The sequence below is a fragment of the Muricoccus vinaceus genome (genome assembly GCF_042433125.1).
GTDB lineage: Bacteria > Pseudomonadota > Alphaproteobacteria > Acetobacterales > Acetobacteraceae > Roseomonas > Roseomonas vinacea.
Genome location: NZ_JBHLVZ010000060.1, coordinates 102,993 through 122,728, shown reverse-complemented (window position 1 = coordinate 122,728; position 19,736 = coordinate 102,993). Strand labels below are relative to the sequence as shown.

General features: G+C 73.1%; 16 protein-coding genes. 12 read left to right on the top strand and 4 right to left on the bottom strand.

Annotated elements, in window-relative coordinates; genetic code table 11:
• The first annotated feature begins 50 nt into the window (after positions 1-50).
• Positions 51-803, top strand: coding sequence for a formyltransferase family protein (locus ACFFIC_RS17915; RefSeq protein ID WP_377052812.1), 753 nt, complete (start codon positions 51-53; stop codon positions 801-803).
• Positions 804-1,014: 211 nt separating this feature from the next.
• Positions 1,015-2,274 (top strand): capsule biosynthesis protein, encoded by a 1,260-nt coding sequence (locus tag ACFFIC_RS17910; protein ID WP_377052810.1) that lies wholly within the window; start codon positions 1,015-1,017, stop codon positions 2,272-2,274.
• Here the strand turns inward: ACFFIC_RS17910 and ACFFIC_RS17905 are convergent.
• On the bottom strand, positions 2,259-3,062 hold the full coding sequence (locus ACFFIC_RS17905) for an SDR family NAD(P)-dependent oxidoreductase (RefSeq protein ID WP_377052808.1): 804 nt from the start codon (positions 3,060-3,062) through the stop codon (positions 2,259-2,261). The genes ACFFIC_RS17910 and ACFFIC_RS17905 overlap by 16 nt on opposite strands.
• Positions 3,059-4,864 carry a capsular polysaccharide export protein, LipB/KpsS family gene (locus tag ACFFIC_RS17900; RefSeq protein ID WP_377052806.1) on the bottom strand — a complete coding sequence of 602 codons (1,806 nt, stop codon included), beginning with the start codon at positions 4,862-4,864 and terminating at the stop codon, positions 3,059-3,061. Before ACFFIC_RS17900 ends, ACFFIC_RS17905 begins: the two co-directional genes overlap by 4 nt.
• Positions 4,865-4,984: 120 nt before the next feature.
• Here ACFFIC_RS17900 and ACFFIC_RS17895 point away from each other — a divergent pair, with 120 nt between their 5' ends.
• From ACFFIC_RS17895 to ACFFIC_RS17875, 5 genes are read left to right on the top strand one after another with little or no spacing between them, the layout of a single operon-like run.
• A complete protein-coding gene (locus ACFFIC_RS17895; protein WP_377052804.1) occupies positions 4,985-5,398 on the top strand; it encodes a hypothetical protein in 414 nt (137 codons plus the stop codon).
• Positions 5,395-6,222: an ABC transporter permease gene (locus ACFFIC_RS17890; protein ID WP_377052802.1), complete on the top strand. Its 828-nt coding sequence runs from the start codon at positions 5,395-5,397 to the stop codon at positions 6,220-6,222. Before ACFFIC_RS17895 ends, ACFFIC_RS17890 begins: the two co-directional genes overlap by 4 nt.
• A gap of 16 nt (positions 6,223-6,238) precedes the next feature.
• Positions 6,239-6,889: an ABC transporter ATP-binding protein gene (locus ACFFIC_RS17885; protein WP_377052800.1), complete on the top strand. Its 651-nt coding sequence runs from the start codon at positions 6,239-6,241 to the stop codon at positions 6,887-6,889.
• Complete coding sequence (locus ACFFIC_RS17880) at positions 6,858-8,033, top strand: capsule biosynthesis protein (protein ID WP_377052798.1); 1,176 nt, start codon at positions 6,858-6,860, stop codon at positions 8,031-8,033. The genes ACFFIC_RS17885 and ACFFIC_RS17880 overlap by 32 nt, the downstream gene beginning before the upstream one ends.
• A gap of 4 nt (positions 8,034-8,037) precedes the next feature.
• Positions 8,038-9,900: a polysaccharide biosynthesis/export family protein gene (locus ACFFIC_RS17875; RefSeq protein ID WP_377052796.1), complete on the top strand. Its 1,863-nt coding sequence runs from the start codon at positions 8,038-8,040 to the stop codon at positions 9,898-9,900.
• Positions 9,901-9,939: 39 nt separating this feature from the next.
• Here the strand turns inward: ACFFIC_RS17875 and ACFFIC_RS17870 are convergent, their stop codons facing one another.
• Positions 9,940-12,288: a glycosyltransferase gene (locus tag ACFFIC_RS17870; protein WP_377052794.1), complete on the bottom strand. Its 2,349-nt coding sequence runs from the start codon at positions 12,286-12,288 to the stop codon at positions 9,940-9,942.
• Here ACFFIC_RS17870 and ACFFIC_RS17865 point away from each other — a divergent pair.
• The 4 genes from ACFFIC_RS17865 to lspA all read left to right on the top strand — a co-directional run bounded on the left by ACFFIC_RS17865 (position 12,287) and on the right by lspA (position 17,730).
• The gene (locus ACFFIC_RS17865) at positions 12,287-13,672 is read left to right on the top strand and encodes a glycosyltransferase family 4 protein (RefSeq protein WP_377052792.1); all 1,386 of its coding nucleotides are present in this window, start codon (positions 12,287-12,289) and stop codon (positions 13,670-13,672) included. The genes ACFFIC_RS17870 and ACFFIC_RS17865 overlap by 2 nt on opposite strands.
• 82 nt (positions 13,673-13,754) lie before the next feature.
• Complete coding sequence (locus ACFFIC_RS17860) at positions 13,755-14,030, top strand: DUF3297 family protein (RefSeq protein ID WP_377052790.1); 276 nt, start codon at positions 13,755-13,757, stop codon at positions 14,028-14,030.
• A gap of 326 nt (positions 14,031-14,356) precedes the next feature.
• Positions 14,357-17,203 (top strand): isoleucine--tRNA ligase, encoded by a 2,847-nt coding sequence (ileS, locus tag ACFFIC_RS17855; protein WP_377052788.1) that lies wholly within the window; start codon positions 14,357-14,359, stop codon positions 17,201-17,203.
• Positions 17,203-17,730 (top strand): signal peptidase II, encoded by a 528-nt coding sequence (lspA, locus tag ACFFIC_RS17850; RefSeq protein ID WP_377052786.1) that lies wholly within the window; start codon positions 17,203-17,205, stop codon positions 17,728-17,730. The genes ileS and lspA overlap by 1 nt, the downstream gene beginning before the upstream one ends.
• 30 nt (positions 17,731-17,760) lie before the next feature.
• On the opposite strand, the gene ACFFIC_RS17845 is transcribed toward lspA, so the two are convergent.
• Positions 17,761-19,008, bottom strand: a complete 1,248-nt coding sequence (locus tag ACFFIC_RS17845) for an amidohydrolase family protein (RefSeq protein WP_377052784.1) — start codon at positions 19,006-19,008, stop codon at positions 17,761-17,763.
• Positions 19,009-19,134: 126 nt separating this feature from the next.
• On the opposite strand from ACFFIC_RS17845, the gene ACFFIC_RS17840 reads away from it, so the two are divergent.
• Positions 19,135-19,695: a DUF3035 domain-containing protein gene (locus tag ACFFIC_RS17840; protein WP_377052782.1), complete on the top strand. Its 561-nt coding sequence runs from the start codon at positions 19,135-19,137 to the stop codon at positions 19,693-19,695.
• Positions 19,696-19,736: the final 41 nt, after the last annotated feature.

Genomic DNA, 19,736 nt, shown 5'->3' with positions numbered 1-19,736 from the left:
CGCCCCGGATCGCCCTCCTCACCCTTGCCAGCGCCGCGAGCGCGGAGGCGGTGGCCGCCTTCGCGCGGGGACACCGCGACAGCCTCGCGCTTGTCGGACTTTCCAATCCCTACCGCCGCAACGCGGGCGGGCAGATCGGCCAGGCCTTGCGCCACCTGCGCCGGTCCGGTCCCCGGATGCTGGGCTATCTCGCGGTGAACATGGCCCTGCCACGTCTGGCCTCCGCGGTGTCGCCCGGCCCTGGCCCGCTCGCGCGCCTGTGCCGGGAGGAGGGCGTGCCGCTGGTCGCGGTGGAGGACGTGAACGGCCCGGCCTTCCACGCGGCGCTGCGAGCCTCCGGGGCGGAGCTGATCGTTTCCTTCCACTTCGACCAGATCCTGTCGGCCGAAACGCTTGCGCGGGTTCCCCTGGGCGGGATCAACGTCCACCCCTCCCTCCTGCCCCGCCACCGGGGGCCGATCCCCGCCTTCTGGGCCGGCCTGGAAGCGGAACCGGCCTTCGGCGTCACGGTGCACCGGCTGGTGCCGCGGATCGACGCCGGGCCCGTGCTGGCCCAGCGCGCCGTGGCCCTGCCGCCGGGCTGCACGGCCTCGCGCGCGGCGCGCCTGCTGCACCTGGCCGCCGTTCCGCTGGCCTCCGCCGTGCTGGCCGGGCTCGCGCGGGGCGGGGTGGAGGAGTGGCGGGCGGAGCCGCTGCCCTATTGCCCCTTCCCCAGCCGGGCCGACCTCGCGCGGGGCCGCGCGCGCGGGCATCGCCTGCTGGGGCCGGGCGATGTCCGGGCCGCGTTCCGCGCCCGGCTCTGACCGTGCGGCGCTGCGGCGCGCAGAAAAAATTGTCGCCCCGACCAGGCAGTGCGGGGGCACGAAACTCGGAAAAGCGCCGCCGAGTCCACGTAAACAGGCGGTCGTGCCGGGCAGCGCCCCGCGCGCGTTGCCGATGCGGTCGCCCGCGCAAGGCCCGCGCAAGGCCCGCGGAAGGATTGTCGCGCCCGCGCCCGGCGCATAAGGGTGGCCTGTGCCACAGGAACCCGATAGCACCGCGGGCCAGAGGCGTTTCCTGTTTCTGCAGGGACCGATCACCCCGTTCTTCGACGAGGTCGGCGCCGGCCTGCGCCGCCTCGGCCACGCGGTGCACCGGATCAATCTCTGCCTGGGCGACAAGCTGATCTGGCGCGGACCGGGCTCGGTGGACTTCACGGAACGGCCCGCCGAGTGGCCGGCCTTCATCGCCGCCTTCCTGGACCGGCACGCGGTCACGGACATGGTGCTGCTGGGCGAGCAGCGCTTCTACCACCGGGAGGCCATCGCGGCGGCCCATGCGCGGGGCGTCGGGGTGGTCGCCACCGATTTCGGCTACCTCCGACCCGACTGGATCACCCTGGAACGCGACGGCATGAACCGGGAAAGCCGGTTCCCGCGCGAGCCCGGGGCCATCCTCGCCCTGGCCGAGAACCTGCCGCCGCCCGACCTCGCGGTGCGGCACCGGGACAGCTTCCTCAACCAGGCCGCCTGGGACGTGGCCTACCACCTGGTGTCGCTGATCCCCGGCTTCTTCCGGCATTACGACAGCCACCAGATCTATCACCCCGTGCAGGTCTATCTCGGCACGCTGTTCCGCATCGTCACGCGGCGGCGGGCCAACCGGCGGGCGGACGGCATCATCGCCGCGCTCAAGCGGCAGGGCGGGCCGCTCTTCCTGATGGCCATGCAGATGGAGACCGATTTCTCCGTCCGCGCGTACTCGCACTACCCGGATCTCGACACGGCGATCGAGGAGGTGACGCGGTCCTTCGCCGCCCACGCGCCTGCCGGCGCGCAGTTGCTGGTGAAGGTGCATCCGCTGGATCCGGCGGTGAAGAACTGGCACCGGCGGGTGAACGGCATCGCGCGCCGGGCGGGCGTGCCAGGCCGCGTGCATTATCTCGGCGGCGGCAACCTGGGCGACATCACCGAGAGCGTGCAGGGCGTCGTCACCATCAACAGCACGGTGGGCCTCCGCGCCATCGTGGACCGCCTGCCGACGCTGGCGCTGGGCGATGCGCTCTACAAGGTTCCGGGCCTTACCCATGCGGGCACGCTGGACAGCTTCTGGTCGGAGGGACGGCCGCCCGACCCCGCGCTGCGCGAGGCCTTTCTCCGGGGCATCGCCCACTGCCTGCACGTGCGCGGCGCCTATTACGCGCGCCCCGGCCTGGATGTGGCGGTGTCCGCAGCCGTGCACCGGCTGCACCACGGCCTGATCAACCGGCCCGTGCTGGATCAGCTTCCGGACTGATCGGCCGGGGGCGCCGCGATCCGGAAGCGCAGCAGCCCCGCCGCGCGGTCCGCCAGCGGCGCCGGCAGCAGGGAAAGCGCGCGCAGCCCGAGCGCAAGGGGAAGCGGAAAGACGCAGCTCGGCCGCCCTGCCCGCAAGGCGCGCTCGATCCGCGCCGCCGCCCCCTCCGCCGAGAGGGAGAAGGGGCGTGCCCCCTGCCAGGCCCGGCCCATGTCGCTGTTGAAGAAGCCCGGCGCGACCAGCGTGACGCCCACGCCGCTGCCGAGCAGATCGGCGCGGATCGCCTCTCCCCAGGCCCAGAGCCCGGCCTTGGAGGCGCAGTAGCCGGGGCTGTCGGGCAGGCCGCGGAAGGCCGCCACCGAGGCCACCAGCCCGATCCGCCCGGCCCGGCGCGCCCGCATGGCCGGAAGAAGCGGCCCGACCAGGTTCACCGCGCCCAGGAGGTTCACCGCAACCTGCGCCGCGACATCGGCCACGCCCTCCGCCGTGCCGTCCGGGCGGCGGCCCGCGGCGATGCCGGCATTGGCGATCACCAGCGCGCTCGGCGCCGCCGCGTCCCAGTCCAGCACGGTGCGGGCGACGGATGCGGCGTCGCGGATGTCGAGCGCCGCGACACGCACGGCCGCGCCCCGCCCCGCGCAGACGGTGGCGGTGTCGCGCAGCCCGGCCTCGCCGCGCGCCAGCAGCCCCAGCGTGACCCCGGGTGTCGCGAGCCGGCGCGCCAACGCCGCGCCCAGCCCGCGCGAGGCGCCGGAGATGATGATGCCGCCGCGGAACGCTCCGTTCATCGCCGCCTCCCGATCCGTGCCAGCACGCCGCGCACGAAGCCTTCCACGCCACGATGGATCGTCAGCGGCGAGATGCGCCAGGCGGAGGGGTCCTCCAGCCGGTCGAGCATCACCTCGGGCGAACAGGGCAGCAGCGTCACGGGATCGACGTAGCGGGGGTAGAGGATCAGGGCGGCGGCCACCAGCTCGTCGAGGGAGCGGGCTACGCCGCGCCGGCCGGGCGGCAGCGGCGCGCGATCGGCGGTGAGGCCCCAGCCGGCATAGAAGGGCTGGCCCCAGCAGGTGACGGAAACGCCGCGCAGAAGCGCCTCGAAGCCGGACAGCGAGGTCAGGGTGTGGAGCGCGTCCACATGGGGCAGCAGCGCCGGCAGAGGCACGCCGGCCGCCACCGAATCCGCGAGCCCCGCCAGGTCGGCGGCGCGCAGCCGGCCGCGGCGGAACCCGGCCTCGAGGTCCGGATGCGGCTTGTAGAGGATGAAGGCGTCCGGCTCCGCCCTCCGCACCGCCTGCAGCAGCGCGAGGTTCGAGCGGATGGCGCCCCCGCCGAGGCGGACCGAGGCGTCGTCCTCCACCTGCCCCGGCACCAGCACCACGCGACGCCCCGCCGGGATCACCGGCAGCTCGCCCCGGGCGGCGAGGTTGTACTTGGAGACGCCGCGCCGGACGATCTCCGCGCGCAGCGCCGCGGCGCGCGCCAGGAGGTCCGGCGCGAAGCCGCCCTCCGCGAGCATCGCCTCCAGCGTGGAAGGCTGGCGCGGGTCGTAATGGGCGCCGCGCGCGTCCAGGCTGTAGGAGGCGCCCGGCAGGAAGCGCGCGCCCAGGCCGCGGGAGCGCACGAAGCCGTCCTCCAGGAGGCGCAGCTCCACGCCCTGCCGGCGGATCGTTGCGGCGAGGGGATCCGGGCTGGCGGCGGCCCAGGCGACGATGGCACCGCCCTCGGCCCGCGCGCGGCCGAGGGCGCGGGCGACGTTGTTCGTGAATTCCGGCGCGCCGGTCTCCTGCGCCAGCAGCGCCGCGACCTGCCGGCGCTTCCAGCGGGCGATGCCGATGCACGCGGAGATGCCGCGGTTCGCCCGCGCGGCCGCAGCCCATTCCGCCAGCAGGGCGAAGCCCTCCGCACGGGTGCAGGGGCGGCGGCGGAAGGGATCGGCCGCGCGGATGCGGGCCAGCAGGGGCAGGAGATGCTGTCCCGGCCGGTCGTGCGGCACGCGGGCGGCCTCGGCCAGGGCGGCCATGAAGGGGCTCGCGCCGTGCAGGAAGGCGGCGGCGTCGAGAAGGGTCCAGGGCGAGAGCGGCTGCGGCAGCAACTGCTCGCCAGGCTTCAGGGGAAGGGAGGACGGGCCGAGCAGGAGCGGGGCGGCGGGATGAGCGAATGGGTCGCGCGCGACGAGCACCGGGCGGCCTGAACGCCGCGCCGCCGAAAGCGCCGACCTGAAAGCAGAAGCCAAGACTGAATCGCAAGGATCTATCACCAGGGCCATACCCCCGGCAAGGCCCAGCGATGCCGTTCCGGGATCCGACATGCCGGGCCGGCCGCCCAGGCGGTGCTCTGCGATCATCGCGGCCAGGGCCTCGGCCTCGCCCGGCGCCAAGGACCCGGGCACCTCGGTCACGATCAGCGGGGGCATGTCCCGCCCGCCGAAACTTGGGGGCGCGAACGGAGCCAAACCGAAGCGCGGCGCGGTTTTCGTGAGGTTTGCGACGCCCGGCGGCCAGAAGGCCGGCAGGTGCGGCCAGCGTTCCAGAAAGGCGGGTGAGAGGATATTCGGCAACAGCGCGGCGGAATGGTCGAAAGCCGTCATGGAGTTTTTGCCTGCTGCAACGCGGTGCGGTAAACTTCTCGTATGATACATGCCACGGCCAACCGGATGGCGGGAATCCGGTCCGCGCGCCTTTCCCGGCTTGTTTCCGGGCTGGGGCGCATGGCGGCGCACCTTCCCGCCGTCCCGCTCCTCGTGTTCCTGGCTGGCTGCTCGGCCAATGTCGCCGAGCCGAAGTGGTGGAACCCGGCGGGGCTCGGCGCCGCCCCCGTTTCGCCGCCGCCCGCCACGGGCGTGGTGCTGCCGGCCCGCCCGGCGGACCCGGTGGCGGCCTTCGCCGCCCGCGCGCAGCCCGGCCAGGCCGAAACCGTGGTGATGGCCGACGGCAGCCGCACTGTGTCGGCCCGCCTGGTGCGCGGCTACAACGCCGCCTCCGGCCGGGAATGCCGCGAGGTCCAGTTCGGCTCCTCCGCGATGCCCGGTGGCGCACCGGGGGCGACCTACTGCAAGGATCCCTCCCAGGGGTGGGTGCAGGCCCGGGCGCTGCTGCGCGGCGGCGCGGTTTATCGCCCGTGAGCGCCGGGGTCTTCGTTCCCGCGCCGCCGGAGCGGCGGGCCAGGCGGCACTGGCTGATCGAAGGCCCGGCCACCCAGGGGCGCGTCATCGGCGCCCTTCTGATGCGCGAGATGCAGACCCGCTTCGGGCGGCACAACCTCGGCTTCCTCTGGCTGTTCTTCGAGCCGCTGCTGCTGGGCACCATGGTGGGGCTGATGCATTCCGCGCACGGCAAGAGCATGCCGGGCGGGGTGAACCCCTTCCTCTTCTCCATCGTCGGCTACGTGCCGTTCTTCATGTTCCGCTCGGTGGTGAACCGCGCGGGCAGCGCGCTGCACTCCAACCTCACCCTGTTGTTCCACCGCCAGGTCACGCCGGTCGACGTGATGATCGCCCGCAACCTGCTGGAGGCCGCCTCCGTGATCGGGGTGATCGCGCTGATCATGGCCATGTCGGCCTGGTGGGCGGAAGTCTGGCCCGCCGATGTCGGGATCATCTTCCTCGCGCTGCTCCTGATGTTCCTGCTGTGCCACGGCCTCTCGATGATGCTGGCGGCCGGCGTGTCGCGCTGGGAGGGGCTGGACCGCGTGATCCACCCGATCACCTACCTGACGATGCCGCTCTCGGGCGCCTTCTACGCACTGGCCTGGCTGCCGCCCAGCCTGCAGGAACTGCTGCTGTGGAACCCGCTGGTGAGCATCCACGAGGCGATCCGCCACGGCATGTTCGGCAACGCCTTCCCGTCCTACTTCGACCTCGAATACGTCGTCCGCTGGATCCTGGTGGTGAACCTGCTCGGCCTCGCGGCCCTCAGGAGCGCACGGCGCAAGCTCGAGATCTTCTGAGCGGGGATCGCAGCGCATGGCCCTGATCCTCGAGAACGTCTGGAAATCCTATCCCGTGCGCGGCGGCCGGCGGGACATCCTGCGCGGCATCAGCGCGACGATCGAGCGCGGCGACGCGGTCGGCATCCTCGGCCGCAACGGCGCGGGCAAGTCCACCCTGATGCGAGTCATGTCGGGCGTGGAGACGCCGACCCAGGGCCGCGTGCGGCGGGAAATGTCCGTCTCCTGGCCGCTCGGCTCGGGCTTCGGCCTCCAGGCCAGCCTGTCGGGGGCCGACAACGCCCGCTTCATCGCCCGCATCTACGGCCAGGACGTGCGCGAGACGCTCGACTTCGTGCAGGACTTCTCGGAGATCGGGCAGTACTTCTTCGAGCCGGTGCGCACCTATTCCGCGGGCATGATGGGCCGCCTGCTGATGGGCCTGTCCTTCGCCGTGAAGTTCGACTGCTACCTCGTGGACGAGATCATCTCGGCCGGCGACCAGCGCTTCGTCGCGCGCTGCCAGGCCATGCTGGAGCAGCGCCTGGGCAACGCCTCCCTCCTGATGGTGTCGCACTTCGCCGACCACATCAGGCAGTACTGCCGCACCGCCGTCGTGCTCCGGAACGGCCTCCTTGAGCTGTATGAGGATCTCGATGAAGGTATCGCCGTCTATCAAAGCCTTTGACGCCGCTTCGCCGGGCGTTTCCCGCCCGGCGAAGCGGCCCTCGGCGCTGCTGCGGACGCTGCGCAGGTGGCGCGGGCTGCTGCTGGTGGTCGCCCTGCCGACCGCGCTGGCCGTCGGCTACTACGGCCTCGTCGCGGCCAACCAGTATGCCAGCGAGGCCCGCTTCTTCGTGCGCGGGCCCAGCTCGGGCGGCGGCTCGATGGGCGCGCTCGGCGCCATGCTCGGCAGTGCCGGCTTCAAGGCCGTGCCCGAGGATTCCATGGCGGTGAGGGAGTTCCTCCGTTCCCAGGACCTCGTGCGGGAGTTGCGCAAGTCGGTGGACCTGGTGGCCATCTGGCGCCGGCCGGAGGCCGACCTCGTCGCCCGGCTCTGGTCGGACGAGCCGACGATCGAGAGCCTGACCCGCTACTTCCGCCGCATGGTGGTGTCCGAATACGACACGGAATCCAGCACCGTCTCCGTCCTGGTCCGCACCTTCCGCGCCGAGGATTCCCGCCTGCTGGCCGAGGCGCTGCTCCGCGCCTCCGAGAACCTGGTCAACCGCATCAGCGACCGCCAGCGCGGCGATGCGGTGGGCGACGCCCGGCGCGAGGTGGAGATCGCCGAGCGGCGCGTGATCGCCGCCCGCGAGGCCCTCACCACCTTCCGCCAGGACGGCCGCGCCATCGACCCCTCGCGCGAGATCGCGGCCAACATGGAGGCCGTGACCAAGCTGGAGGCCGCCCTCAGCCAGACGCGGGCCGAGTTGCAGGAGAAGATCGCCTTCATGCGGGCGGACAACCCGCAGATGGCCGTGCTGCGCAACCGCATCGCCTCGCTGGAGGTGCAGATCGGCGCCGAGCGCCAGCGCCTGACGGCCGGCACGGCGGCGGCGCCGCAGCAGCTCGCGGGGTATGAGCGGCTGATGCTGGAGCGCGAGTTCGCCGACCGCCAGCTCGCCTCCGCCGTCACCAGCCTGGAAGCCGCCCGCGCCGACGCGATCCGCCAGCACCTCTACGTCGCCCGCATCACCGAGCCGCAGGAGGCGGAAAGCGCGCAGTATCCGAAGGCCTTCTTCACCATCGGCAGCCTGCTGGCCGTGCTGCTCGTGATCTACGGCATCGGCTCCCTGATCTTCGCCGGCTTCCGCGAACATGCGTCGTGACCGGATGCCTGTCCGAACCAAGCAGAACGAGATACCCCAGGCCAACATGATGCAGACCGGAACCACGCTGGCCGCGGCGATGCGGGACCAGGCCGGGGCGAGGCGCCGGCCCGCCCGGATGCTGGTGCTCCTCGCCACGCTTCTCGCCTCGCCCGCTGCCCTGACCCAGGCCACCACCCAGGCCCGGGCCCAATCGCCGGCCGACCTGCTGGGCCAGCCCGTTCCAGGCCGCCTCGGGCCCATGCTGGCCCAGGCCGCGCCGATGCAGGCAACCGACACGCTGCTGCCCAGCGCCACCACGACCTCCCGCGCGGGCACCGCGACGGAGGCGGAGGGCGGCCCCGTGGTCAGCGGCCCGCTGGGCGATCTCAGCCGCCGCTCCGGGCCCTCATCGGCGGTGTTCGGCGCGAGCCTCTTCAACCGCGCCGCTCCTTCCCCCGCGGATGCGCCCAACCCGAACTACCGCATCGCCGTGGGCGACCGCGTGTCCGTCCGCGTCTGGGGCGCGGTGGAATCGGAGGCCATCGGGATCGTGGACGGGGACGGCAACCTGTTCCTGCCGGGCATCGGCCCCATCCGCATCGCCGGCACCAGCGCGGGCAGCCTGCAATCGGCGGTCGAGGCCGAGGTGCGGCGCATCTACACGCAGCAGGTGCAGGTCTATGCCGTGCTGCTGAACGTCAACCGGATCGGCGTCTTCGTCACCGGCTTCGTCCGCTCCCCCGGCCGCCACACCGGCACCGGCATGGAAAGCGTGATCGACTACCTCATGCGCGCCGGCGGGGTGGACCCCGCACGCGGCTCCTTCCGCGACATCGAGATCCGCCGCGGCGGCCGCACCGTGCAGCGCGTGGACCTCTACCCCTTCCTGCTGACCGGCCGCCTTCCCTCGCACCTGTTCGCCGAGGGCGACACCATCGTGGTCGCCAAGCAGGGCGCGCTGGTGAGCGTGGACGGGGCGATCCGCAACAACTACCTCTTCGAGGTGCCCGGCCGCGCCATGCCGGGGGAGGAGCTGGTGCAGCTCGCGGCACCGCTGCCCTCCGCCACCAACGTGGTGGTGCGCGGCACCCGCAACGGCCAGCCCTGGTCGCGCTACACCACGGTCGCGGAACTCCGCCGCATCTCGCTGCTGGACCAGGACGTGGCCAGCTTCATCACGGACGCCCCGGCCCAGACCATCCGCGTGACCATCGAGGGCAGCCGCATCGGCCCCTCCGTGCTGATCGCGGACCGCGACATCGGCCTGTGCCAGCTGCTCGACCACGTGGCGGTGGACCCGACCATGGCGGACACGCAGTCGGTCTTCCTGCTGCGCCCGCGGCTTGCCGCGCAGCAGATGCGCACCATCAACGAGACGCTGGACCGGCTGGAGCGGCAGCTCTTCAACGCCTCGTCCTCCACCACGGGCGTGGCCGAGATCCGCGCGAGCGAGGCGCAGCTCGTCTCGCAGTACATCGCCCGCGCGCGGCGCATCCAGCCGGAAGGGCGCCTCGTCGTGTCCGACGGCACCGGCCGCTGCACCGACACGCGGCTCGAGGACGGCGACACGGTGGTGGTGCCCGAGCGCAGCGAGACGGTGATGATCGCCGGCGAGGTGACCACGCCCCAGGCCGTGCTGTGGCGCCCCAACCTGCGCATCGAGGACTACGTCCAGCAGGCCGGCGGCTTCACCCAGCGCGGCAACGCCTCCAACATCATGATCCGCCGCGCGAGCGGGGAGATCGTGCTGGAACCCCGCGTCGGCCCCCGTCCGGGCGACGAGCTGATCGCCCTTCCCCGCCTGGACCCCAAGCTGTTCCAGGTGACGCGGGACGTGTTCCAGCTGATCTACCAGACCGCGCTGGCCGCGCGGGTGTTCCAGTAGGGCCAGGGGCCGGGGGCGCGTCCCCCGGCTCCGCCCGCTTCAGGAGACGGGCACCAGGATGCGGTTCTCCAGGTAAGCCAGCCGGTCGGCCGGCGAGGCGCCCCGCATCACCGCCACGGCCACCACGCCCACGCCCACCATCCGCTCGCCCGCGAGCGCGGAACCCTCCTCGGTTTCCAGGGCCAGGCGCAGCGCCGGGCCGCCCGCCCCGACCTCGATCGCCAGTTCCTCCGTCGTCCCGGCGGGGCATTCCGCCGTGGCGGGCGCAGCGCCTTCCCGATCCAGGCTCACCCGCAGAAGCCCCTGCGCGCCGGGCGCGGGCCGGAGTGCGAGGGCGACGCGCGCCGGCCCTTCCCCGGGCGCGGCCAGGCGCAGCACGGCCCGCCCGGGAAGCGTCCAGGCGCCCCAGTCCTCCACCGGATGCCAGTTGCTGCCGTGCAGGAGCGCCTCCGCCCGGCTGAGCGCGGGGGCGGGGCCGGGCACGCCGCCATGGCCGATACGGACGGGGCGGCAGGCCGGCAGCGGCGGAAGGGGACACGGCGGTGCCGCCGCACCCAGGCGCGCGGCGGCAGCCAGAAGCTCCGCCGCAACCTCCCCCCAGGGGCGCAGGCCGCCGTGGCGCGGGATGCGCGCGGCGGCGGCGGCCAGCCGGGCGGGGTCCGCGACCAGCCCTTCCGCCACGGTGGCGAGGTCGCCTGCGCTGCCGGGGGTGAAGAACACCGCGCCCCGCCGGCCGCTCTCGGCCAGGGCGGGGATTTCCGACACCAGCGGCACGCGGCGGTGAAGAAGCGATTCCGAGACGGGCAGGCCCCAGCCCTCGTGCTGGCTGGGATACAGGGTGAAGAGGCAGCCGCGGTAAAGCCGGTCCAGCGCGCCGTCATCCACCCCGTGCAGCAGGCTGACACGGGCGGCCAGCGCGGCGTCGGCGGCCAGGGCTTCCAGCACCGGCCCGTCCCCCTCCGCGCGGCGCCCGACGAGGACCAGGCGCGGCGTGCCGGCCTCTCCGCGCCGGTCCAGAAGGATCCGCCAGGCGCGGAGAGCCAGGAGGTGGTTCTTCCGCGGCTCCAGGCTCGAGACCATCAGGACATAGGGGCCCTCCGGCAGGTCCGGATGCGTGGGCCGGCCCGCACCCGGCGCGGCCGCGCGGCGGCGCCCGATGGCCAGGGCTCGCGTGGGCTGGGCTCCGGCCGGGAGTGGCACCTCCGTTTCCGCCGGCGGGTCGGCGGCGCGGCCGTCGGGCGTCACCACCACCGCCGGCGGCGCCGGCCATTCGGGCAGGTGGCGCGCCATCAGTTCGCGGTACTCCCCGGCGGTCGCGCGGGACACGGCGATCACGCCGTCCGCCAGCACCGGCAGGGCGGAGAACCAGCGGCCGAACTCCGCCCGCAGCCCCGGCGAGGCGTGCTCGGGCAGAGTCAGGGGGCCGCAGTCATGCAGCACCGGCACATGCCGCGCCCCGGCCGCCCGCGCGCCCCGCAGGGCTGTCGCGTGGCGCGGCAGCCACCAGGCGCTGCCCAGCGTGATCAGCGTGGCGCCCGCGCCGACGCGCAAGGCCTGGCCCTTGCGGCGCAGCGAAAGCAGCACCCCGACGGCCTCCCGCCAGTCCGGCGCCTCCGGGTCGGCGCCGGTCCGGGACAGGTGGTGCAGGCGGTGGAACAGCGGCGAGGGCAGGAAACGCCAGGCGCCCTCATCCGGGTGCATGGCGCAGAGCACGGCATCCCCGGCGGCCGCCGCGATCTCGGCCTGCACGCGCTGGATGCCGCTCGGCGCCCGGCGGTGGGCATACCAGGCGACGAGGTCCGAAAGGTCCAGCAGCGGCCCGGCCGCACGGGGCGGGGGGAGGCTGTCCATGGTGCCGAGCCATTCCGCCCAGGTGGCCCCGGCCGCCGGGTCCAGCCGCAGGGCGCGGCCATAGGCCTCCGCCGCGGCGCCCCGCCGGCCCAGCAGCTTCAGCGCGTGGCCGACCTGCAGGTGGATGTCGGCCTCGTCCGGGTCCATGGCCTCCGCACGCCGGTAGAGCGCCAGCGCGGCGGCGGGATCGCCGCTCTCCTTCAGGCAGTGGCCGTGCTGGACCAGGATGCCGCGGTCGTCGGGGTGCAGGCGGAGAAAGGCGGCATAGGCGGAGGCGGCCTCGGGCCAGCGCCGGGCGTCGCGGGCAGCGTCCCCGCGCGCGAGCAGGACGCCCGGCTCCTCCGCCGGGGGGTCCTCTGATCCGTGCCGGCCTGCATCGGAACCGTCCTCGGCCACCGCCTCCGTCACCCCCGCGCCACTCCCCCGCCAAATCGTCCGCAGTGCCGGACCATGCCCCGCCGGGGCCACGGAAACCAGCGGCCCGCGCGGGTCCGGCGCATTTCGGCAGGGGCGAAGCTGGGCTAGCATGGCGGCCATGCGCCCCAGAATTCTGATCGACGGCTTCAACCTCGCCCTGGAGCAGGGAACCGGCGTTTCGACCTATGCCCGGAACCTTTCCTACCGGCTCGGCAGCCTGGGCGCGGAGGTGGAGGTTCTCTACGGGCGCGCCGTGAACGCGAAGCTCAAGCCGTTGCTGCGCGAGGTCGCCTTCTTCGACGATCCCAGCCAGCGGATGATCAGCACGCGCCGCTTCCGGCAGGTGCGCCGCATGCTTTTCGCCGGGGTGAACGAGCAGGTGGCGGCGGTGCCGGTGACGGGGCAGGTGGTGATCGACACCTATGCCGCCCGGCTGCCGCATTTCGACCGGCTGTGGAACGCGGAAGACCTTTTCGTCCGCACCCACAACCACTTCAAGCTGCTCAAGCGCGTGGTGCCCGTGCGCACGCCCGGCCCTCCGCCCGCCCTGGTGCACTGGACCTATCCGCTGCCGATCCGCATGCCCGGCGCGAAGAACATCTACACCTTCCACGACCTCGTGCCGCTGCGCCTGCCCTTCACCACGCTCGACCACAAGCGCCGCTACCACCGGCTGTGCATGAAGCTGCTGGAACAGGCCGACCACATCGTCACGGTCAGCGAGGCGTCGCGCCGCGACATCATCAACCTGCTGGGCGCCGACCCGGAGAAGGTGACCAACACCTACCAGTCCGTTGAACTGCCGCCGCAATTCGCCAGCAAGCCCGAGAACCTGGCGCGCGACGAGGTGGCCGGCTCCTTCGGCCTCGACTGGAAGGGCTACTTCATGTTCTTCGGCGCGATCGAGCCGAAGAAGAACGTCGGCCGCATGATCGAGGCCTTTCTTGCCTCCGGATCCGACCTGCCGCTGGTGATCGTGGGCAAGCAGGCCTGGAAGAGCGAGCAGGAGCTGAAGGTCCTGTTCGACGACCACATCAAGTACATCGCCCAGGAGGACGGGCGCCTGGTCACCAAGCGCAAGATCATCCTGCTGGACTACGCGCCCTTCCGCCTGTTGGTCAGCCTGATCCGCGGCGCCAAGGCCGTGCTCTTCCCGTCCCTCTACGAGGGCTTTGGCCTGCCGGCGCTGGAGGCGATGAGCCTGGGCACGCCCGTGCTGACCTCCAACACCTCCTCCCTGCCGGAGGTGGTGGGGGACGCCGCCGTGAAGGTGAACCCATACGACATCCGCGCCATGGTGGAGGGCATCCGGGCGCTGGACGCGGACGAGGACCTGCGCGGGCACCTGTCCTGGGCGGGGCGGCGGCAGGCGGCGGTGTTCAGCGCCGCCGCCTATGAGCGGCGCCTGGCCGATCTCTATGCCCGCCTGGGGGTGGAACTGGACCCGACCACCCCCGACCCGCCGGAACTGCCGGAATACGAGCCCGCCTTTGAGCGGGGTTGATGGCGCCGCCATGCCCCGGGGCTTGGACTCCCGGCCCGCGCTTCGCTAACACCCCCGGACCTGCCGTTCGAAAGCACGCCCGATGACCGACACCCTGCCCGACCGCCTGTCCACCGACCCGAAGAGCCCCTTCTTCGACGCCGCCCTGCTGGAGCGGGGCGTGGGCATCCGCTTCAAGGGCGTGGAAAAGAACAACGTCGAGGAATACTGCGTCAGCGAGGGCTGGGTGCGGCTTTCCGTGGGCAAGGCGGTGGACCGGAACGGCAAGCCCATGACCATGAAGCTCCAGGGCAAGGTGGAGCCCTACCTCCGGGACGTGGTGCCGGGGGAAGTGGCCGAGGACACGCCGGAGGCGTAAGGCCCGGCTCGCCTGGCGCCGCCCGCCGGGGGTGGGGCGCCGGGCCCCGGCCCGTGCGGAGGCGGGTTCCCTCCCCCGCACCGCTTCGTGGCCGCAATGGCCCCGCGCCCGCCGCGGGGCTGGTGCGCCTCGCTTGACCCGGCCCGCGCCGCCTCCGCATATGGTCGCCATGCTTCCCAGGCTGCCCTGCGCCCGCCTTCGCGCGCGAATTGCCCGTCGAATTCCCGGCCCGGTCCTCGCCTGAGGGCCGGGGAACCGCAGCGCCTGCCCCTTCGCCGCGCGCCCCGCCGAACCCGGCCGGCGCCGCCCAAGCCCCCGGATCATCCATGACCGACGCCCCCGCCCCGGACGACACGCAAGCGAAGCCCGCCCGCGACTACCGCGGCACCGTCTTCCTGCCGAAAACCCCCTTCCCCATGCGCGGCGACCTGCCCAGGCGCGAGCCCGCGACGCTGGCCCGCTGGAAGGCCCAGGACCTGCGGGGACAGCTCCGCGAGCTCTCCCGCGGCCTGACCAAGTTCGTGCTCCACGACGGCCCGCCCTACGCGAACGGCCCGCTGCACATCGGCCACGCGCTGAACAAGATCCTGAAGGACGTGATCAACCGCGCCGCCCAGATGTCGGGCCGCGACGCCGACTACGTCCCGGGCTGGGACTGCCATGGCCTGCCGATCGAGTGGAAGGTCGAGGAACAGTACCGCGCCAAGAAGCAGGACAAGGACAGCGTCCCCGTTCTCGAGTTCCGCGCGGAGTGCCGGGAATATGCCCGCCACTGGCTGGGCATCCAGTCCGCCGAGTTCCAGCGCCTGGGCGTGCTCGGCGACTGGGAGAACCGCTACGCCACCATGGACTTCACCTCCGAGGCGGTGATCGCCGAGGAGATCGGGCGGTTCCTGATGAACGGCTCGCTCTACCGCGGCCTGCGCCCGGTGATGTGGAGCCCGGTCGAGAAGACCGCGCTGGCGGATGCCGAGATCGAGTACCACGACGTCACCAGCCCGACGCTGCACGCCGCCTTCCCGGTGGTGAAGCCCTCGCTGCCGGAGCTCGCGGGCGCGCGCGTGGTGATCTGGACCACCACGCCCTGGACCATCCCCGGCAACCGCGCCGTCGCCTTCGGCGAGGAGATCGACTACGCGCTGGTGCATGTGGACGGGATCGCCGAAGGCTCGCTGCTCGCGACCGGCGACAACCTGCTGATCGCCCTCCCCCTCCTGCCGGCCTTCGAGAAGGAGGCCGGCCTCGCCGCCCACTCGCTCAAGCGCGTGTTCAAGGGCGCGGAGCTGACGGGCACGGTGCTCGCCCACCCTCTCCGCGGCTGGGCGCCCGCCGAGGGGGGCTACGACTTCGACGTGCCGCTGCTCCCCGGCGACTTCGTCACCGCCGATGCAGGCACGGGCTTCGTCCACATCGCCCCCGGCCATGGGGAGGACGACTTCGCGCTCGGCCGCGCCTTCGGCCTGCCCGTGCCGGAGACGGTGAACGACGACGGCACCTATTCCGTGCAGACCCCGGGTTTCACCGGCCTGCACGTCTTCAAGGCGCACGACGCTGTCTGGGCCGCGCTGGAAAGCATGGGCACGCTGGCGGCCAAGGGCAGCCTCCGCCACAGCTACCCGCATTCCTGGCGCAGCAAGAAGCCCGTCATCTTCCGCGCGACGCCGCAGTGGTTCATCGCGATGGACGACGGGAACCAGATCCGCGCCAAGGCGCTGGAGGCCATCGCCAACACCCATTTCGTGCCGGACCTGGGCCGCAACCGCATCGGCTCCATGGTCGCCGCGCGGCCGGACTGGTGCATCTCCCGCCAGCGCGCCTGGGGCGTGCCGATCGCCGTGTTCGTGGAGAAGCGGAGCGGCGAGCCGCTGCGCGACCCAGCCGTGATGGAGCGCATCCTCCAGGCCTTCCGCGAGGAAGGGGCCGATGCCTGGTACCAGCCCGGCGCCGCCGCCCGCTTCCTCGGCAACGAGAGGAACCCGGACGACTACGAGCAGGTCATGGACATCGTGGACGTGTGGTTCGAGAGCGGCTCGACCCACGCCTTCTGCCTGCCCGACCACGGCCTGCCCTTCCCGGCCGACCTCTACCTCGAGGGTTCCGACCAGCATCGCGGCTGGTTCCATTCCTCGCTGCTGGAATCCATCGGCACGCGGGACATGGCGCCCTTCAAGGCGATCCTCACCCACGGCTTCGTGCTCGATGAATCCGGGCGGAAGATGTCGAAGTCGCTCGGCAACGTCACCGCCCCGCAGGAGGTGATGAAGGACTACGGCGCCGACATCCTGCGGCTCTGGGTGATGAACTCCGACTTCGCGGACGACCTGCGCATCGGCAAGACCATCCTCGGCCAGCAGGCGGAACTCTACCGGCGCATCCGCAACACGCTGCGCTGGCTGCTGGGCAACCTCGACGGCTTCACCGACGAGGAGAAGGTCGGCCATGCCGAGCTGCCCGAGCTGGAGCGCTACATCCTGCACCGCGTGGCCACCATCGACGCCCGCCTCCGCCGAGCGGCCAGCGACTACGACTGGTCCGGCGTGATGCCGGAGATCCACAACTTCTGCGCCTCCGACCTTTCGGCCTTCCTCTTCGACATCCGCAAGGACAGCCTCTACTGCGACCGCGCGGACGACCCGCGCCGCCGCGCCGCGCGCACCGTGATCGACGTGCTGCACCGCTGCCTCTGCACCTGGCTGGCCCCCGTGCTGGTGTTCACGGCGGAGGAGGCCTGGCTCGCCCGCTTCGGCGAGGGCGCGGACAGCGTGCACATGGGGACCTTCTTCGAGGTGCCCGCGGAATGGCGGGACGATGCGCTGGCCGAGCGCTGGTCCCGCGTGCGCGCGGTGCGCGGCCTGGTCACCGGCGCGCTGGAGAAGGCGAGGGCCGCCGGCACGATCGGCAGCTCCCTCCAGGCGGCGCCGGACCTTTACCTGGGCAGCGCCCAGGCCGGCCTCGCGGACCTGCCCTGGGCGGAGCTCTGCATCACCTCCGACCTCACCCTCCTGGGCAGCCCGCCCGAGGGCGAGGGCGTGGACACCGAGGGCGAGGCCGCCGTGCGCTTCGCCCCCGCGGCGGGCAACAAGTGCGACCGCTGCTGGCGTGTCCTGCCCGAGGTCGGGCGCAGCGCCGCCCACCCCACGCTGTGCCTGCGCTGCGAAGGCGCGGTCGCCTGATGAGCGTCGTTCACCCAGGCCTCAACCTGCGCCGCGGTCTTCTCCTCGGCCTGTTCGTGCTCATCGCCGACCAGGCGAGCAAGTGGTGGATCCTGGAGGGCTTCGACCTCCCCACCCGCCGCAGCGTGGAGCTGTTCACCGCTGGCCCCCTGGGCCTGAACCTCACCATGGTGTGGAACCGCGGCGTCACCTTCGGCCTGCTTTCGGGCAGCGCGCCCTGGCACGGCTGGGCGCTGGCGGCGCTGGCGGCGGTGATCGCGGCCTTCCTGATCCGCTGGATGGCCCAGGCCGAGACGCGGCGCACCGCTCTCGCGCTCGGCGCCATCGTGGGCGGCGCGGTGGGCAACCTGATCGACCGGCTGCGCTTCGGGGCCGTGGTCGATTTCGTGGATGCCCATGGCTGGGGCTGGCACTGGTACGTGTTCAACGTGGCCGATGCCGCCATCGTGCTGGGCGTTGGCGTGCTTCTGGTGGAAGCCCTGTTCGGCCGCCCCGCCACGCCCGATGCCCCGGGCAAGGCCGCCTGACGCCGCCCGCGGCCTGAGGGCGGCGCCGGGTTAGGGTGCAGGCACGGGCGGCAGCCCCGGGCACGGACCCGCCACGCCGGCAAGGCGTGGAAAGGCCTGCAGCATCCGGGCGAGGTGCCCGGCCTCGTGGGCGGCGACCTCCGCGAGCACCCCTTCGGTCGCGCCGTCCCTCACCGCGCGCCGGACCTCGCGCGCGCTGGAGGTCGCGTAGATGCCGTGCCCATCCGTTCCGAGCACCGTCGCCACCCCCGCCCGGATGAGGCGCGCCAGCCTGGCGCCGCCCCCGCTCCGGAGGGAGCGGCCGCCATAGCCGAGGGCGCGGTTCGAGCCGATGCCCATCTCCACCACGGCCCCGATCTCCCGCGCCAGCGCGACCTCCCGCCGGCCGACCCCGTGCAGGGCGTGGCCGATGCGGCCCATGCCGGGGGGCAGCCCGGCCGCCCGCATCCCCTCCAGCGCGGCCCGGACGTTGCCGGGGTGCCCCGGCGTCTCCCCGGCATGGATGCGGAGCACGGCGGGCCGCCCGCGCCGCACCCGCGCCGCGGCCCAGGCGGCCACGGCGGGCATGAAATCCCCGGTGGGGTTGGTCTCGTTGCCCGCCACGTCCAGCCCCACCAGCAACGGGTGGTGCTCCATCAGCTCGTCGAGCAGGGCGAGCGAGCGCGCCATGGCCTCGGGCGACGCGTGGCGGTTCACCGTGGCGAGGAACAGGATGCGCACCCCGCTGGCGGCCTGCACCCGGAGCGCGGCCCCCTCGGCCATGGCCATCCAGGCGGCGCCCTCCGGCGGCTCGGCCAAGGGGGCGCTGGCGCTCAGCTCGACGTGCCGCACCCCGTCGCGCCTCGCATCCCCCGCGATGGAGGCGAGGATGCCAGGAAGCAGCAGCGGATGCGCGCCGAGGGGCCGGCGCACGGAATAGGCACGCTCGAGCAGGGTGAAGGGATCCGCCATGGGGGCGGCCCCCGGAAGCCGCCGGGGCATTTCCATGGCCGCGGCGAGCTGGGCGAGGCAGCCGGGCGAAAGGTCCCGCAGCCGCACCATGGGGGAGCCCCGCGCCGGGGCCACGATGCCGCCCGGCAGGATCCGGGTGTGCTCCTGGCCGAGGCGGATTCCCCCGGGCAGGGGGATGCCGGCGAGGTCCAGCATGGCGGCGGGGTAATGAAGATCGGCCAGAAGGCCCAGCCGGACCAGCTCCGCCGAACGGGGCGCCCCCGTGAGATGCGTGTGGATGTCGGTGGAAACCGAGGGCCCGAAGGGGGGAACCGGAACATGCTCCATGGGCGAGGCTATCCGGGCGCCTCGCGCGGCGCCAGAACTTTCGTCCGGGCGCGGCGCGGGCGCATCCGCCCCGCCGCAACCGCCCTGTTTCCGCCGTCCGCCCCTTCCTGCTAGAAGGCCCGTGCCATGAACTCCAGACCCCTCCTCCTGGCCCCGTTGCTGCTGCTGGCCGCCTGTGGCGGCGACACGGCCCGCACGCTCGGCCTGACGCGCGACGCCCCGGACGAGTTCCAGGTCGTCACCCGCGCACCGCTCTCCATCCCGCCCAGCATGGGCGACCTGCCGCCGCCGCGCCCCGGCGCCCAGCGCCCGCAGGAAATGTCGGCGCGCGAGCGGGGCGAGAGCACCCTGGCCCCCGGCACCGTGATGGGCGAAGGGCGCAGCGACCGTCCCTCGGGCGCGGAAGCCGCGCTGGTCGCCCAGGCCGGGCGCGCCGCCGGCACCCAGGCCAGCGGCAACATCCGCCGCCAGGTGGACGAGGAAAGCCTTCGCCTTGACCGCCCGCAGCAGAACGTGGTGGAGCGCCTGATGTTCTGGCAGGACGCGCCGCGCCCCGGCACCGTGCTCGATCCCCAGAGGGAAACGCAGCGCCTGCGGGAGAACTCGGCCCTCGGCCGCTCCCCGGAAGCGGGCGACACGCCCATCATCCAGCGCCGTCAGCGCGGCTTGCTGGACGGCCTGCTGTAGCGCGGATGGCCAGCCGCGGAACGCCACCCGGTTTTCCGCTC